The 15811-nt window shown below is 41.7% G+C and carries 19 protein-coding genes; all 19 read right to left on the bottom strand.

Translation table 11 applies throughout. From position 1 onward, the window contains the following. Positions 1–73: 73 nt before the first annotated feature. The 19 genes from M3Z76_RS03950 to eutS all read right to left on the bottom strand — a co-directional run bounded on the left by M3Z76_RS03950 (position 74) and on the right by eutS (position 15805). Positions 74–1033 carry a PhoH family protein gene (locus M3Z76_RS03950; RefSeq protein WP_293920819.1) on the bottom strand — a complete coding sequence of 320 codons (960 nt, stop codon included), beginning with the start codon at positions 1031–1033 and terminating at the stop codon, positions 74–76. A gap of 11 nt (positions 1034–1044) precedes the next feature. Next, positions 1045–2163, bottom strand: coding sequence for a sporulation protein YqfD (locus M3Z76_RS03945; RefSeq protein WP_293920820.1), 1119 nt, complete (start codon positions 2161–2163; stop codon positions 1045–1047). Then, positions 2135–2368, bottom strand: coding sequence for a hypothetical protein (locus M3Z76_RS03940; protein ID WP_293920821.1), 234 nt, complete (start codon positions 2366–2368; stop codon positions 2135–2137). Before M3Z76_RS03940 ends, M3Z76_RS03945 begins: the two co-directional genes overlap by 29 nt. Positions 2369–2425: 57 nt before the next feature. Beyond that, a complete protein-coding gene (locus M3Z76_RS03935) occupies positions 2426–2887 on the bottom strand; it encodes a hypothetical protein (protein ID WP_293920822.1) in 462 nt (153 codons plus the stop codon). 32 nt (positions 2888–2919) lie between these two features. After that, on the bottom strand, positions 2920–3915 hold the full coding sequence (gene floA, locus M3Z76_RS03930; protein WP_293920823.1) for a flotillin-like protein FloA: 996 nt from the start codon (positions 3913–3915) through the stop codon (positions 2920–2922). A gap of 1 nt (position 3916) precedes the next feature. Next, entirely contained in the window at positions 3917–5242 is a 1326-nt protein-coding gene (locus M3Z76_RS03925) for an NfeD family protein (RefSeq protein WP_293920825.1), read from the bottom strand. A gap of 188 nt (positions 5243–5430) precedes the next feature. Next, positions 5431–6375, bottom strand: a complete 945-nt coding sequence (gene mdh / locus M3Z76_RS03920; RefSeq protein ID WP_293920827.1) for a malate dehydrogenase — start codon at positions 6373–6375, stop codon at positions 5431–5433. Beyond that, a complete protein-coding gene (locus M3Z76_RS03915) occupies positions 6375–6728 on the bottom strand; it encodes a BMC domain-containing protein (RefSeq protein WP_293920830.1) in 354 nt (117 codons plus the stop codon). The genes mdh and M3Z76_RS03915 overlap by 1 nt, the downstream gene beginning before the upstream one ends. After that, complete coding sequence (locus M3Z76_RS03910; RefSeq protein WP_293920832.1) at positions 6721–7005, bottom strand: EutN/CcmL family microcompartment protein; 285 nt, start codon at positions 7003–7005, stop codon at positions 6721–6723. The genes M3Z76_RS03915 and M3Z76_RS03910 overlap by 8 nt, the downstream gene beginning before the upstream one ends. 58 nt (positions 7006–7063) lie before the next feature. Then, positions 7064–7924, bottom strand: a complete 861-nt coding sequence (locus M3Z76_RS03905; RefSeq protein WP_293920834.1) for a phosphate propanoyltransferase — start codon at positions 7922–7924, stop codon at positions 7064–7066. 12 nt (positions 7925–7936) lie between these two features. Then, the gene (gene pduL / locus M3Z76_RS03900) at positions 7937–8521 is read right to left on the bottom strand and encodes a phosphate propanoyltransferase (RefSeq protein ID WP_293920836.1); all 585 of its coding nucleotides are present in this window, start codon (positions 8519–8521) and stop codon (positions 7937–7939) included. Positions 8522–8697: 176 nt separating this feature from the next. Beyond that, a complete protein-coding gene (locus M3Z76_RS03895) occupies positions 8698–8985 on the bottom strand; it encodes a BMC domain-containing protein (RefSeq protein WP_293920838.1) in 288 nt (95 codons plus the stop codon). Between the two features lie 15 nt (positions 8986–9000). Beyond that, positions 9001–10494, bottom strand: coding sequence for an aldehyde dehydrogenase family protein (locus M3Z76_RS03890; RefSeq protein WP_293920839.1), 1494 nt, complete (start codon positions 10492–10494; stop codon positions 9001–9003). A gap of 16 nt (positions 10495–10510) precedes the next feature. Next, positions 10511–11161: an ethanolamine utilization microcompartment protein EutL gene (gene eutL, locus M3Z76_RS03885; protein WP_293920840.1), complete on the bottom strand. Its 651-nt coding sequence runs from the start codon at positions 11159–11161 to the stop codon at positions 10511–10513. An 11-nt stretch (positions 11162–11172) separates the two neighbouring features. After that, a complete protein-coding gene (eutC, locus tag M3Z76_RS03880) occupies positions 11173–12135 on the bottom strand; it encodes an ethanolamine ammonia-lyase subunit EutC (RefSeq protein WP_293920841.1) in 963 nt (320 codons plus the stop codon). A gap of 9 nt (positions 12136–12144) precedes the next feature. After that, entirely contained in the window at positions 12145–13512 is a 1368-nt protein-coding gene (locus M3Z76_RS03875) for an ethanolamine ammonia-lyase subunit EutB (protein ID WP_293920842.1), read from the bottom strand. A 6-nt stretch (positions 13513–13518) separates the two neighbouring features. Beyond that, positions 13519–14934, bottom strand: a complete 1416-nt coding sequence (locus M3Z76_RS03870) for an ethanolamine ammonia-lyase reactivating factor EutA (protein WP_293920844.1) — start codon at positions 14932–14934, stop codon at positions 13519–13521. 21 nt (positions 14935–14955) lie between these two features. Next, on the bottom strand, positions 14956–15453 hold the full coding sequence (locus M3Z76_RS03865) for a EutP/PduV family microcompartment system protein (RefSeq protein WP_293920845.1): 498 nt from the start codon (positions 15451–15453) through the stop codon (positions 14956–14958). A gap of 10 nt (positions 15454–15463) precedes the next feature. Next, positions 15464–15805: an ethanolamine utilization microcompartment protein EutS gene (eutS, locus tag M3Z76_RS03860; RefSeq protein WP_293920846.1), complete on the bottom strand. Its 342-nt coding sequence runs from the start codon at positions 15803–15805 to the stop codon at positions 15464–15466. Positions 15806–15811: the final 6 nt, after the last annotated feature.

The raw sequence follows: 15811 nt of genomic DNA, 5'->3' as shown, positions 1-15811 counted from the left end.
GAAAAATGCTTTATTGAATAGCAACAAAGGCTGCTTGAAAAGTATAGCTCTTTTCAAACAGCCTCCATGTTCACTATAGCTCTTGTTCTGAGTATGCTTGGATTACTTTTGCTACAAGTGGGTGACGCACGACATCGCCCTGCTCAAGAATTTGGAAATGAATATCTTTCACATATTTCAATGTGCGCTCTGCGATAATCAAACCTGATTCTGTATTTTTCGGCAAGTCAATTTGTGTTTTATCACCTGTAATGACCATTTTCGATCCGAAGCCTAAACGCGTTAAAAACATTTTCATTTGTTGATGTGTTGTATTTTGCGCCTCGTCTAAAATAACGAATGCATCATCCAACGTACGACCACGCATATAGGCTAACGGTGCGATTTCGATTGTCCCGCGCTCGATTAAACGCTGCGTTTGCTCCACGCCATAAATATCATGTAGTGCATCGTACAGTGGGCGCAAGTACGGATCGACCTTCTCTTTTAAATCCCCTGGTAAAAAGCCTAGTGATTCACCCGCTTCTACAGCAGGTCGCGTTAAAATAATGCGCTTCACATGCCCATTTTTTAATGCCTGTGTTGCCATCACGACCGCCAAATACGTTTTACCTGTACCCGCAGGACCGATGCCAAAAATTAAATCACGATGGCGGATGGCACGTATATACTCACGCTGCCCAATCGTTTTTGCACGAATCGGCTTACCTTTCGTATTGCGTGCAATCTCTTCCTCATAAAGTGCAGGGAAGTATTCAATCGTTCCTTTATTAGCCATTTCAATCGCTGTTGACACATCACGTTGGTCAACATTAATATTTTTTCGAATAACTTGCAATAAAGCATATAAAACAGATGTCGCCTGCTCCTTCTTTGCTTCATTATCACCTGCGATTTGCACAACTTCTCCACGTGTAATCACTTGTACATTATACGTTTCTTCAATTAATTTAATATTTGCATCCGACATGCCTAATAGCATCACGGCTTCATTCGGATTATCTAGCTGTAACTGTGAAATTTTTTCTGACATTCCAACGCTCCTTAATGAATAGGATAAGGTTTTGCAATATTTTCATTTATTAAATAAAGAACCTTCCCCTTTACTTTACCACCTTCAAATTGAATGTGTAAAAGGTTTTCTTTCTTAATTCTACTTTTCATTGGCAATGATTGACTCATTTTTTCATGCAGCAATGGTAAAATACGTGATTCAATATGTTCCTCTGTCAATGTTTCAACAACTTTTTTTCTTGTCTCTACCTTTACGACACGCACATAACGCGCTAGCCACTTAGGCAATGCCAGCGATTTTACTTCGGTTGGTAGTCCGTCCTTCGCAAAAGCAATATGCCATGCTTCCTCTGTCACGACTTCATACTGCACTTTTTGCGGAATAACAAAATCACTTTCAAGCCAATAATCGGCATAGACATCCCCAACTGCACCAATTAACAACTGCTTCTCTCCTACGACCATAAGTCCGGATACGAGCGTATCTCCTTTATAGACAGTCATATTTGGCGTTACTTTGCGTTCACCACTTTTTATATCAAAGTGTGTAATCACACCGCTGTTTCTCGCAATGAGATGATAGTAGTCATCTTTATTTTCCTGCACTTCATTTTTTGGTGCTAGCTGTGGCTGAATCGTCATTTTACTGCCTACTTTTGCGACGTGCACCCACGAATATTCACGAAACTTTTGCATAATAAGCTCCCGCACCTCTTGGTCTGCTGGTAAACGATTTTTTAAAATAGGTGCAGCAAACTCCTCCTGCACTAAGCGTTCAATGGCAAGTTTCTCCTCAGGTGTTGTTGCTTGTATGTCAATTTCCCAAATCCAATAATTGCAAAATATCGGTATTAGCCAAAGACAAAGCAAGCTAATTAGCGTGATGAAACGTCTTGGCAGAAGCTCGTCTGTTGTTAAATAATCTAGCTTTACTTTGACGCCATATTTGCTGCGAGCTTTGCGTAATACGCTAATATGCTGTCGGGCTATCTCAAATTGTAGCGCATCCTTCGTTGTTCGCACATGATGAATGGCGATATGATGGCTATGTAAATATTGTAGTAAATCATTTGTTTTTGGATTTTTCGCCACCGATACACGAACGCGTCGATAATCGATTTTATGCATGTTTTTCAATTTGTAGTGCATGTAATTTTTCACAGGAAACGGTGAAGCCATTTGTCGCTAAAACCGTTACAATAATGCGTTCTCCCATAATATGCACGACATAATCTTCAATCATACATGAGCAGCTCGCCTCTGATGCAGCTAAAATGCGATAGTTACCCTGCCATTTAAATAATTGAAAATTGGTCATTTCAAATATAGCAGCCATTTGAAATAATTTTTTCATAAAAACAGCCTCCCTTTCTCGTACTATATGCATTAGAAAAAGGAGGCATGTATAAGTTTAACGTACTTGACGCTGTTTTGCTTTTGGTGGACCTAAAATTTCTGCAGCAACAATCGCTTGCACGAGCGCTTTTTTCGTTGTTGGTGGTGTGAATACAGCCGCTTCTCGCTCCTTCATCTGCACAACGCGTGTTGATTTTTCAATATTTGGTCGCGTTGTTGGTGGCTTTTGAGCGTCTTTTGGTAGTTCTATCTTTTCCACTACAGCTCGCTCCACTTGCACAGGTTTAGGCGCTTCCCATTGCTGCTGTACCTCCGCCTTTTTTTGCTCAAGCTGCCCAAAAATTTCATTAGCGAAATCCTCTAAAGATCGAGCTTGCTTCGGTTTAGGCTGACGCTGCTCCTGTTGAGATTGTGATTGATTAAATGGTGGCATGCTTTTCGTGTTTTTAGACTTCTCCTTTTTACCGAATAAAGAGGAGATAATCGCAATAACCGCAAAAATAATTAACGATTCCATTTAAGCAACCTCCCTTCTAAATGATGCGATACTTATTTATTTTGCGTATTGTCATCATTTGTTGATTTCGCAATAGAATCACGCATCATCGTATCCGCTTGAATGTTTTTATAGTTCATATAGTCCATAATACCAAGGTTGCCTGAGCGTAAAGCTTCCGCCATTGCCATTGGTACTTCCGCCTCTGCTTCAACAACTTTCGCCTTCATCTCTTGAACTTTCGCAACCATTTCCTGCTCTGTTGCTACTGCCATCGCACGACGCTCCTCAGCTTTTGCCTGTGCAATGTTTTTATCTGCCTGTGCCTGCTCAATTTGTAGCTCTGCACCAATATTTTTACCAACATCTACATCTGCAATATCAATGGATAAAATTTCGAACGCTGTACCTGAGTCTAAGCCTTTTGATAACACTGTTTGTGAAATTAAATCTGGGTTTTCTAATACAACTGAGTGTGATTTAGAGGAACCAATTGTTGAGACAATCCCCTCACCAACACGCGCAATAATTGTATCCTCACCTGCACCACCGACTAAACGATCTAAGTTTGTACGCACTGTAATACGTGCTTTCGCTTTTACTTCAATCCCGTTAATTGCTACACCTGCAATAAACGGCGTTTCAATTACTTTTGGGTTAACCGACATTTGTACTGCCTCTAATACGTCACGACCTGCTAAATCGATTGCAGCCGCACGCTCAAATGATAATTCAATATTAGCGCGGTGTGCAGCGATTAATGCGTTGACTACGCGGTCTACGTTACCACCTGCTAAATAATGTGACTCTAATTGATTAATCGTTACTTCAATTCCCGCCTTATGCGCCTTAATTAAAGGGTTAACAATGCGCGATGGAATTACGCGACGTAAACGCATCCCGATTAATGTGAAAATACTTACACGAACACCTGCTGCTAATGCACTAATCCACAACGTTACTGGAACGAATGTGAAGAAGATTGCTAAAACGATAAAAATAGCAATGATAATAATTGTTAAACCAACTACTCCTGCTGTTTCAAACATACTATAACTCCTCCATTTCTTCTATTGCTCGCACAACAATGCGTGAGCCTTCTACCTTAATAATTTCTACTTGCTTACCAGCATCAATATAACTACCATCTGACACGGCATCAATGCGCTCTCCATCAACGGAAACAACACCTGCTGGTCTAAATGGCGTCATCGTTTTCCCTTTTTTACCAATAAGCTCAATTCGATTGACGTTGGATACATAGCCTTCCTCCGTCGTCGTTGCATCCTTTAACACAAGCTTGTTAAACATATGCAACTTTTTGCCAAAGAATTTCATAAGAATCACCATTCCTACAACCGCGATGAACATCGCAATTAAAATTGAATAGCCCATTTGGACAAAATTAGCGCCTGCTAAAAGCAAGCTTAATATAACTAGTGCACCACCTATAATGCCGACGATGCCACCTGGGACGAAAAATTCTGCAATGATTAGAATGATACCAATAAATAGTAATAATATTGATTCATATCCTGCAAACCCTGCAATTAAATGCCCAAAGAAGAATAGCCCTAGCGCTGATAAGCCCATAATGCCAGAAACCCCGAAGCCTGGTGAATATAGCTCAATAACTAAGCCGAGGCTGGCAATCGATAATAAAATCGGGATAACGATTGGATTCGTCACAATGCGCGTAATGTGCTCCGCAATTGTTGGCTCCATATCAATGATTTTGCTATCCGCTAAATTTTCTGCTATTAAAACTTCCTGCAAGTCCTTCACAGTGCCATTGGAGTAGCCCACTTCCAATGCTTCTGTGGCTGATAGTGTTAAATATTCACCTTTAGGTGCTCGGTATTCACTCATATCAATGGATGGATCAGCCATCGCTTGCGCATATTCAGTTTTTCGCCCTGTGCTTTCAGCCGCAGCCATCATTTGCGCAATCCAAGCGCTTTGTGCCTTTAGCTCCGCTGCATTGCCAGCACCATCCACAACACCTGCTGCACCGATTGTCGCATCTGGTGTCATATAAATTTTATCTGCATTCAATGCGATAAATGCTCCTGCTGAATGCGCTTTCGTATTGATAAAGGCAATGACAGGTATATCGGATTGCTTGATGATTTTTGCGATATTATCTGCTGCATCTGTAAAGCCACCGGGAGTATGTATTTCAAGTACGATTGCTTCCGCCCCATGACTTTCTGCATCCTGAAATGCACGTTGTAAAAATGCTTCTAACCCTTTTTCTACATTATTTTCAATCGGTACATGGTAAACTTTGCTTTCGGCAAATGCTTGTGTAGGAAAAGCTAAGGCAATGGATAGCATCAGCAAGAAGAGCCAACTAAGTATTCTCATCCTTTTCATCTCGTCTCCCCTTTCTATAAATTCGATTACCTGTTTATACGAAGCAAATGTCTAAAAGTTTCAAAAAAAGTATAAAAACTTTCCTTGCACTTTAAAGTATAGCCTATTTATTTGTGTAACAATAATGATATGCTGACAAACAACAGAAAAAGCAGTGAAGAAATAAAAATTTTCCTCACTGCTTTTTATTAAATATTACGGCAAATCTCAATGACTTGCTGTACCGCTTGCGCGGAATGCTGTAGCGCTTGCTTTTCCTCTGCTGTTAGCTGTAATTCAATGACAGACTCAATGCCGTTACCACCTAATATCGTTGGTACGCCTAAAAATAAATCATTATAGCCGTACTCGCCCTCCAATAAAGCAATTGATGGGATGATTTTACGCTGGTCTTTCATAATGATTTCCACCATCTGTGCACAGGCTGCTGCCGGTGCATAGTAGGCGCTACCATTGCCAAGAAGGCCAACGATTTCACCGCCACCTTTGCGCGTGCGCTCAACGATTTGCTCTAGTCGTTGCTGAGGAATAAGCTTTTCTAAAGGAATACCGCCTGCATAGGAATAGCGGATTAATGGAACCATTTCGTCTCCATGTCCACCTAATACAAAGCCTGATACGTCCTCAGGTGCAATCTGTAATTCCTGTGCGACAAACGTATTGAAGCGTGCTGTATCTAAAACACCTGACTGACCAATGACACGGTTTTTCGGAAAGCCTGTTTCCTTATAGCACACATATGTCATCGCATCTACTGGATTGCTTAAAATCAGCACAATGCTGTCAGGTGCATACCTTTTAATTTGCGCAGATACTTGCTTAATAATATTGGCATTTGTTGTTACTAAATCATCGCGACTCATCCCTGGCTTACGAGGAATACCTGCTGTAATCACCACGATACTAGCGCCTGCAATGTCTTCGTAATTGCTAGTCCCTTTTACAGAAACATTAAACTTCTCAATTGGACCTGTTTGCAATAAATCCAGCGCCTTCCCTTTTGTTGGGTTTTCTGCATCTGGAATATCAAGTAGCACAACATCGCCTAGCTCCTTTTGCGCTAAAAATAAGCTCAGTGTTGCCCCTGTATGCCCTGCACCAATAACTGCAATTTTATGCTTTTGAAATGACATTATGCTTCACCGCCACTTTCTGTTGGAGCTGTTTCTGTCACTTTCTTTCCACGTGCTGGAGCTGGCTTTTTCTTTGGTGGCTCTTGGCCTTTAATCATTTGATAGACATCGCCATCAGGTCGAGGAATAACATGTGCGGATAATAATTCACCTACACGTGTCGCCGCCGCTTTCCCTGCCTCAACTGCTGCTTGTACAGAGCCAACATCGCCTTGAACAACGACCGTCACAATACCACCATCTACAAACTCCTGCTTCACAATTGTTACATCGGAAGCTTTAATCATTGCATCTGCTGCTTCGATAGAGCCTACTAGCCCTTTTGTTTCAATCATACCGATTGCACTACTCATCGTCTTCACCTCGCATTACTTCTGTAGAATCTATAATTCCTATGATGACCGCATCAATTGGTAGCGGATTATCCTTCATAATATAGCGTGAAGATCCACCACTTGTAACTAGAACGTCATCGCCTATCCCTGCACCGATACGATCGGCAGCAACAAGCTCAGTTCGTATCGGCTGTTGATTGGAATCGATTGGTTGAACAATTAATAATTTTAAGCCGTTCAAGCCATCCTCTTTACGAGTTGCCCAAACATTGCCAATCACTCTTCCTATCTGCATTTGCTTCACCCTCTATTCTGCATTCATGAATTGTCAGAATTGTTTGTGTGCCTGGCACTCACACTATTGTTAATGTTTTATTCAATTCCCGAATTTTATCATGTGCTAATGCTGTCACAATCGTCTTTTTTGATACGACAATTTCCTGCTCTTCAATCGCCGCTACTTGCACTTGTGAAAGTAGTTTTTTTGTAAAGTGATACACCGATTTTTGCTCAGGTGATGGTATTGTAGGCTGCATGACTGGCTGCGGCGCTTGCTCAATAGACTGTGCTTGCACAATTTCAGCGCAAGCCCCTTGCTTAATTAAGCCGGCATTTGCTTCGTCTGTATCAATATGCATCTCTAAGCGATAGCGCTCTGATACACGAATAATGACATCTGATAAAATAATTGGTCTTATACCACTTAGCTTTACTTGTACGCTTTGTCCGTCTTTTACTTGTAGGCGAGCGCTGTCAGCTGGCGTCATATGGATATGTGCCTTTGCTACAATAAGCCCTTCCTTCAACACCACACTACCTTTTGGTCCAATTAAGGTGATAGGGCTTGAGCCTTTTACATCACCAGAAATGCGAAGTGGTGGTGCTACGCCTAGCTTAATAGCATCTGTGAAGCTAACTTCCACTTGGGATAAAGAGCGTGCTGGTCCTAAAATTCGTACTCGCTCAATCGAGCCTTTTGGACCAGCAATAACAACCGTTTCCTCTGCAGCAAATTGACCAGGCTGTGAAAGCTCAAATTTCGGTGTTAGTTGGTAGTTTTGCCCAAATAGCTGCTCTACCTCTGTTTGTGCTAAGTGAACATGACGTGCTGAGACGCCGACTGGAATTTGATGATCATGCTGAAGGGAAGGCTGATTTTTCAACACTTGCTGTAACACTTCTTCTACAATTTTTTGTACTAGGTTCTCTTGCATCAAACCTCCTCCTTACTTTGTTGTTTTAAAAATCGTACCTTTAGCCTGCTGCTCGATAAAGCCAGCATTCGCTTCATCTGTATCGATATGCATTTCTAAGCTGAAGTTGTTAGATACGCGCACAACAACACCACGCAATGTAACAGGACGCTCACTTTCCACTTCAACTGAAACAATCTCATTGTTTTCTACATTGAATTGTTTTGCGTCTTCTTCCGTCATATGGATGTGCGCTTGTGCAATAATGGCACCTTGCTTAATTGTAATCGCTTTATCACCATTGATAATTTTAATGCTTGCTGAGTTTTCAACATCACCTGATTGTCTTAATGGTGGATTGATACCAAGCTTTAGCGCATCTGTTTTGCTTACTTCTACTTGTGTTGCAGGTCTTGCTGGTCCTAATATACGCACATTATGAATAATACCTTTTGGTCCTTCAATCGATACGCGTTCCTTTGCTGCATATTGCCCTGGCTGTGAAAGGTCAAAATCCTTTGTTAAGCTCGCATTTGGACCAAAAAGCGTTTGCAAATCTTCTTCACTTACATGAATATGTCGCGCTGAAATCGCAACAGGAATTGTTTTTATGCTCATGCGAGTCACCTCTGATTTGAATTTGTATAGTTCCAAAGTAATAATTCGCTCAACCAAAGCCAAAATTCGCTCAACGAACGTGGAAAATCGCTCAACCACCAACTAAATTCGCTCAACGAAAATAAAGCATGGGGCTTGTTGATAAATTTTAGACAAGCCCCGTTTTAGCTACTTAATTATCCTTCATACTTTGGTAAAATTAATTCTAACTCGTTATGTGGGCGTGGGATTACGTGTACAGATAATAATTCGCCTACGCGCTCTGCTGCTGCTGCACCTGCATCTGTTGCTGCCTTTACTGCACCTACATCACCACGTACTAATACTGTTACAATACCGCCACCAACATGTACTTTACCTACTAAGTTTACGCTAGCTGCCTTTACCATTGCATCAGCTGCTTCAATTGCTCCTACAAGACCTTTTGTTTCTACCATTCCTAAAGCTGTACCTTCTCTGTTCATTTTTCATTCCTCCAATTATTTGTTTTGTAATGTAATTTGTTTTAATACTTGATCTACAATTTGCTGCACCATATCAGCATCAACCGCTTCTGTCTGAGCAACTTGCTTTTCTACAATCGCCTCTAACGGCTCGTATTCTGGCTCTGGCACTGTTACATTTTTCGTGCCATATGCCATGCGCTTAATATTGATTAAATGTCTTGCTGTCACATTATCAGATGTAATGTTGCCACCGAATGTGCCACAGCCAAGTGTGAAGGATGGTGCTAAACCAGTTGTGCCACCAACTGCTCCAATCGATGATAATGTGTTAATGACAATACGTGATACGGGTAAATCCACTGCAAATTGCTCTGCTAATGCCGCATTTTCAGTATGGATTGAGCACGTATGTCCACGCCCACCGATATTGAGTAAATCCGTGATGACTTTCTTCGCCTCTACACTGTCCTTCACTGTGTAAAGAGCGAAAATTGGTGATAGCTTTTCAAGTGAGAATGGAATTTCCTTTCCTACTTTTGTTTCTAAGCCAATCAGTACCTTCGTTCCCTGCGGTACTGTCAAGCCAACTAAATCCGCTAGACAAGCAGCCGATTTCCCAACAATTTTTGGATTCACTTTACCTGGTGTAGGAGAAATGAGCTTTTCCATTTTTTTCTTTTCTTCAGCTGATAAAATGTAGGCACCGTTTTTTTGTAGCTCAGCCATTAATTTTTCTGAAACAGCTTCCTCCACTATAATGGACTGCTCTGTTGCACAAATTGTACCATTATCAAATGATTTACTTTGCACTAAATGCTGCGCAGCCTTTATGATGTTCGCTGATTTCTCAACATATGCTGGTACATTCCCTGGACCGACACCGTACGCTGGCTTACCAGAGCTATAGGCAGCTTTAACGAGCGCCCCACCACCTGTTGCTAAAATCAAGTTCACCTGTGGGTGCTTCAGCAATTGCTGTGTCGCATCCATTGAAGCCATTGTTAAGCATTGTAACAAGCCTTCTGGTGCACCTGCTTGCTCTGCGGCGATACGACAAACGTTTAACGCTTCCTCCGTACATTTTACCGCATATGGGTGTGGACTAACAACAAGCGCATTGCGTGTTTTCAATGAAATCATCGCTTTAAAAATCGCTGTTGACGTTGGGTTTGTTGTTGGGATGATGCCCGCAACAACACCGAATGGGCTAGCAATTTCTGTTACCTTTGCAGCGCGGTCATAGCCAACGATACCTACTGTTTTTAAGTCTTTAATATCTTCATATAAATCTCGTGAAGCTACTTCATTTTTTATTTTTTTATGATTAGGAACGCCCATGCCAGTTTCTTTTACAGCCATTTTTGCTAATCTATCGGCTTCCTTAAAAGCTGCATCTGCTACCGCTTTGACAATTTTGTCAACTTGCTGCTGTGAAAATTGCATATAAGCCGCTTGGGCTTCGCTTGCTTTTTTCACCGCATCACGCATCTCCTGTATTGCTAATAAATCTCGATCTAATGTAGGCACTTGCGTCGCCTCCTTTCTAAATGATTGGGTTTCTTGCCAGGTTTTCGATTGCTTCTCTAAATGCGTCCGCAGCCGCTTGGCAAGAGGATTGCGAGCCACTCAATAGTCCACCACCAAAGTTCGTTTCAGATGGCGGTCCGAAAAATGCTTTTAGCTCGACATCTGCTGCCTTTAATGCAGCATCCAAACCGACAACTGCTTCAAGCGGCGGAGCAATTAAGTAAGCGATTGCTGTTCCAACTGGTACGCTCGCTTGCTGTGCAAGATATGTGCCGCAGCTAGCAACAGTATGTGCAAATAATGCATGCCCATCGTTGCCAAGAATCGCTTCAAAATACGTATCGAACTGCACCTTTTGCTCAATTGCCTCTAAGCCACTGCGCACTTCATCGGGAGAGCTACCTGCAATAATGCCAATTACCTCACCTGATAATGGGCCAGAAGCATGCGCAGCGCCCGCATAAAAGCTTTTTGCATAAACGACGTCGACATCGGCTTTTTTCGTTGCTTCATCCAAGGCCACATAGCCTACATCATCAATCGTTAATGTCACAAGCCCTAAGCTTGTATGATGTGGCTGCAATGATAGCTGCTCCGCAAGCTCGTTATTGACACGAGGAATAATTTGCATCGCCAAAATTTCTGCCATTATTTTTTGAGGATTCATATGATAGCCCCCTAGCTTTCTTTCTCTACAAGTGCGACACCGCTCGCCTTGTGTTGTAAAATTCTTTGTACAACGGTTCCTAAATAAGCGCCAGCCTCTAATGGTGGAATACCGCCTTTATGGATATTAGAAATAACCATACGCTCCGCCTCCACTGTGCCAATGCGTGGCTTATAACATAAATAAGCACTCATTGATTCAGCAGAAACAAGTCCTGGACGCTCTCCAATTAAGTAAACAACGACTTCAGGCTGTAAAATTTCACCGATTTCATCCATCAATGCGACACGCCCTTTATCAATATAAAACGTTGTCCCCATTTCAATATTCAAATTGCTTAAGCTTTGCTGCAGCGATAAGTAAACATCCATTATGTTTTCTTCAATTGCACTTGCGCTTAAACCGTTCGAAATAATAATTTGCACTTGCGGGTTGCTTTTGCAATTCGCTTGAATAAATTCCTTTGATTCATCCGATAAGCGTCGCCCTAAATCTGGTCGTGTAATGTATTCCTCTTTATCCGTTACACGCGTCGTTACCGTTGAAACATTAAGCTTTTGTAGTAGCTCTTCGGATACTTCGCCATATACCGCATCTACCGCTGCCGCATGGTCAAGTCGGAATTGCAACCATGTTTTTGTTTTCGGTCTTGTTCCCGCTCGCCCTACACCAATTCTTGCTGGTGTATTTTTGCGGGCTGCTTGTACACTTTCAGAAAGGTTGTCCTCTTCAAATCGGAAGGCTTTTGCGTTAGCTTCTGCAGGCTCTGCATAGCTTGTTTGCTCGCTTGCTGGCGCACTGCTATATAGCTTAATTAACGTATTGGATTCGTCAGCTACTACTGTATCTGGCGTTTCAAGAATGCGCAATGTCGTGTTGCTTTGCTGTGTTTCTGCTGTCTGCTGTGGCTCAGCCTGTCCATTCATTTTTTCCATTACTAGCTGTGTAATTTTCGCTACTAATTCTTCATTCACATCATCCACCTACCTTTCAAACAGCGATAAATCGCCAGCTCTCGAAGAAAGACGACCATTTTCATAAATGCCCATTTTTTCTAGCCAAGCTAAATAGGCTGGTGCTGGTGTTTTCCCTAAAGTTTGCAGCAATGTTGCTACATCATGATAGCTCATTGATTGATAGTTGAGCATAACATCATCACCCATTGGCGCAGCGATAATGAAATTAACACCAGCGGCGGTTAATAGCACGCCTAAATCTTCAATATCATTTTGATCTGCTTTAATATGGTTCGTGTAGCAAATATCTACTCCCATTGGTAGGCAGTGCATTTTCCCCATAAAATGATCTTCAAGACCTGCACGAATTACTTGCTTATTATTGTATAAATACTCTGGTCCAATAAATCCAACAACCGTATTCACGATGTATGGATTAAAATGTCTAGCAAAGCCATAGTTGCGCGACTCTAGTGTTAATTGGTCAACACCATAATGCGCTTCAGCAGATAGCTCTGAACCTTGCCCTGTTTCAAAGTAAAATAAATTTGGTCCAGTGCCTGTGCCCTGCTTTTTAATAAGCTCTTCAGCCTCTCGAATTAAATCGGCTGAAATACCAAACGAGCGGTTTGCAACTTCTGTACCTGCGATACTTTGGAAAATCATATCTGCTGGCGCACCTTGCTGAATAGACTTCATCTGTGTCGTAATATGCGCTAGCACACAGTTTTGCGTTGGAATATCCCATTCATTAATAAAGTTTTTTGTTGCATGTAGCACTCTTTTTACGCTTTCTACTGAGTCGTCTACAGGGTTAATGCCAATAACAGCATCCCCAATACCGTAAGATAAGCCTTCTTTTAGCGAGGCGATAATTCCATCGATATTATCTGTAGGGTGATTCGGCTGTAAGCGTGAAGATAGCGTGCCTTTTTGTCCAATGGTAATATTGCATGTCGATAAAATCTCCACTTTATTTGCAGCATGCACAAGATCTAAATTGGACATGAGCTTTGTAACAGCAGCGATAATTTCAGAGTTCATTCCTTTGCTAAGGCGCTTTAGCTCTCGATCGCCAGTCGTGTTGGATAAAATATATTCACGTAGCTGCTCAATGCTCCAGTTTTTAATTTCTCCATAAATTTGTTCATTAACATCTTTTTCAATGATGCGTGATACTTCATCATCCTCTGGAATAAGTGGGTTTTCACGAATGTCTTTTACTAATAATTCACTTAATACAGCCTTTGCTGCGATGCGCTCCTGCACCGTCTCTGCTGCAATTCCTGCAAGGCGATCGCCTGATTTTTCTTCATTCGCCTTCGCCATTACTTCTTTCAGTGATTTAAAATTGTATTTTTCTCCACCCAATATAACTGATAAGTTCACGTTCATCCTCCTTTACTGTGAGTGGAATGCAAGTGTTTTCACAACAACGGGCACAACGCCTGATGGCAATACTTCACCGATGTCGATATAGTCACCTGTTTCTACCTTAATTTGATCAATACAAATGATTGGCTTCGTTGCATCAATCGCTTGAATCGTTTGCCCAATGACCTTCGCATAATCCGCTTGCAATATTAAAATAAGCGGTACGTTATTTGTAGTAAATTGCTGCAAAAGTATCTCGCATAGCTTATGCACATCTTGAAAGCTCAAGTAAGGTAATTGACTAAAATACAAAGCGAAGGGTGTGTCATTTTCTTGCACAGAAAATAGCGTATTTGCTTGCTTTACAGCATTTGCAATAATTTGCTCAATATGCGCCATTGACGCGTTCATATTACATTGAAAAACAGGGACATTTTTCAATGGTAAAACTTCCGCATCCACTTGAATTGTGGCACCGCTAATATCGGTTGTTTGTGTGCCGGCTCCTGTGACAGTGGCGCGTGCCGTTTCCTCTGGTGTTATCCATAAAAACGATTGCAGCGATTCATGCTGTTGCAGTGCTTTCGCCAGCCTTTCACCGATATCATCATATTGACGCATCGAGCAATTATCTTCATAAATACAAGCTGCGACTCCGCCAGAAAAAACGACTGCCTCCACTTGCTTTGTCCAATTTGGCAAATGCCCTAATAATAAAGGATGCTGTGCATCATGCAATTGATTGTTAAGCACATCAGCAAGCACTGTCACCATTTCCTCTATACATTTATCAATACGCAGATCATTTGCGGCATCGCCCACTTTGAGTGGATTATCCCAGCGCTGCATTAAGCGCGCTAAAGGTGGTGAAATGGAATGAATGACACCATTGTGAAACTCGATTAATCGACCACCGATATGCAATGTACAAGTACCAATGACTTCACCATATTGCACAACAGCAATATTTGCTGTCCCTCCACCAATATCGATATTGGCAATAATTTTTCCCGTTTGCTTGGATTTTTTGACAGTACCAGAGCCTTTTGCCGCAATGATGCCCTCTAAGTCAGGGCCTGCCGTCGCTACGAGGAAATTACCTGCGCTATTGGAAATCGTATGAATAACTTCACTTGCGTTATGCTTTGTGGCGGATTCACCCGTAATAATAATGGCACCAGTCGCAATATTTTCTGGTAAAACATTCGCCAATTGATATTGCTCAAAAATAAATTGTTCTATTTTCGCCATATCAATGACTTCTTTGCTCGTAAAGGGTGTTTTAATAATCGGACTTTGGTGTATGAGCTTTTTCTCAATAATTTCAATACGTGGCACATGCGTTAAGCCAGCTACATTGCGTAGCACAAAGCGACTTACAACCATCTTCGTTGTACTCGTACCAATATCGATTCCTGCACTCAAAATTTCTTCTGTTGTCACCTCACCCTTCCCCTCCATTCATTATTCGCGATATTCAAGATACGGGCTTGCACTTTCTTGCACAAATTGCTTAATAGCGGCTATATCATTAAGCTCAATCAACGGTGCGATAAATTCGATTCCGCGTTTTTCTAACGCAGAGGTTTTAACAATTGGACCTTGCATCATCACATTTTTCAACAAGCTTGCCGCTCGCTCCACATCCGCTTGCGGGTGATCAATTTTTGTAATGACGCCGATTTGTATTTTCGGAATGCCAAGACTGAATTGTGGTGGAAAGACGCTACGTGAAGATGTTGCATCCTGTAAATAAATGACATGTGTCACTTCTAGTGATGTCGCCATAATATTACGGTAATACATCGGGTTTTCAATATATTCGCCTGGTGTATCAACAATCCAATCCTCATATACAAGCGCCTGCGTTTTATTGGCAGTGCTTTCTTTGCCTAGTAACGCATTCATTAACGTCGATTTGCCTGTTTGAACTCCGCCGATGATCATGACACGATTTTTCATATCGGCACCTCTATGACTTCGTTATTTGTGATGGTGTATAGCCTAGGTTTTCAGATAAAAATCGATTAATTTCAAGCATTGCCATTTCCACTTCTGATACGCTTCCTACAATGACTAGACTACCTGTAAAGCGATCAAGGAAGCCGAGGCGAACATTGGCAGACTTTGTTGCTAAATCACCTGCAATAATTACTGTCTCACTCGGTGTACATGTCATAATGCCTAATGCCCCTGCCTCCTGTATTCCTAATTTTTGAAACATATCTGGATCTGGGTTTGCAATCAAATGACTTAATGTTAATTGTTTACCAGGAACGAATTCCTGTATAAATCGTTTTTTCTCCTCGCCCACACCATC

Source organism: Metasolibacillus sp. (assembly GCF_025291715.1).
Classification (GTDB): domain Bacteria; phylum Bacillota; class Bacilli; order Bacillales_A; family Planococcaceae; genus Metasolibacillus; species Metasolibacillus louembei.
The sequence above is the reverse complement of the archived record's forward strand: the minus strand, read 5'-3'. Positions and strand labels throughout refer to the sequence as shown.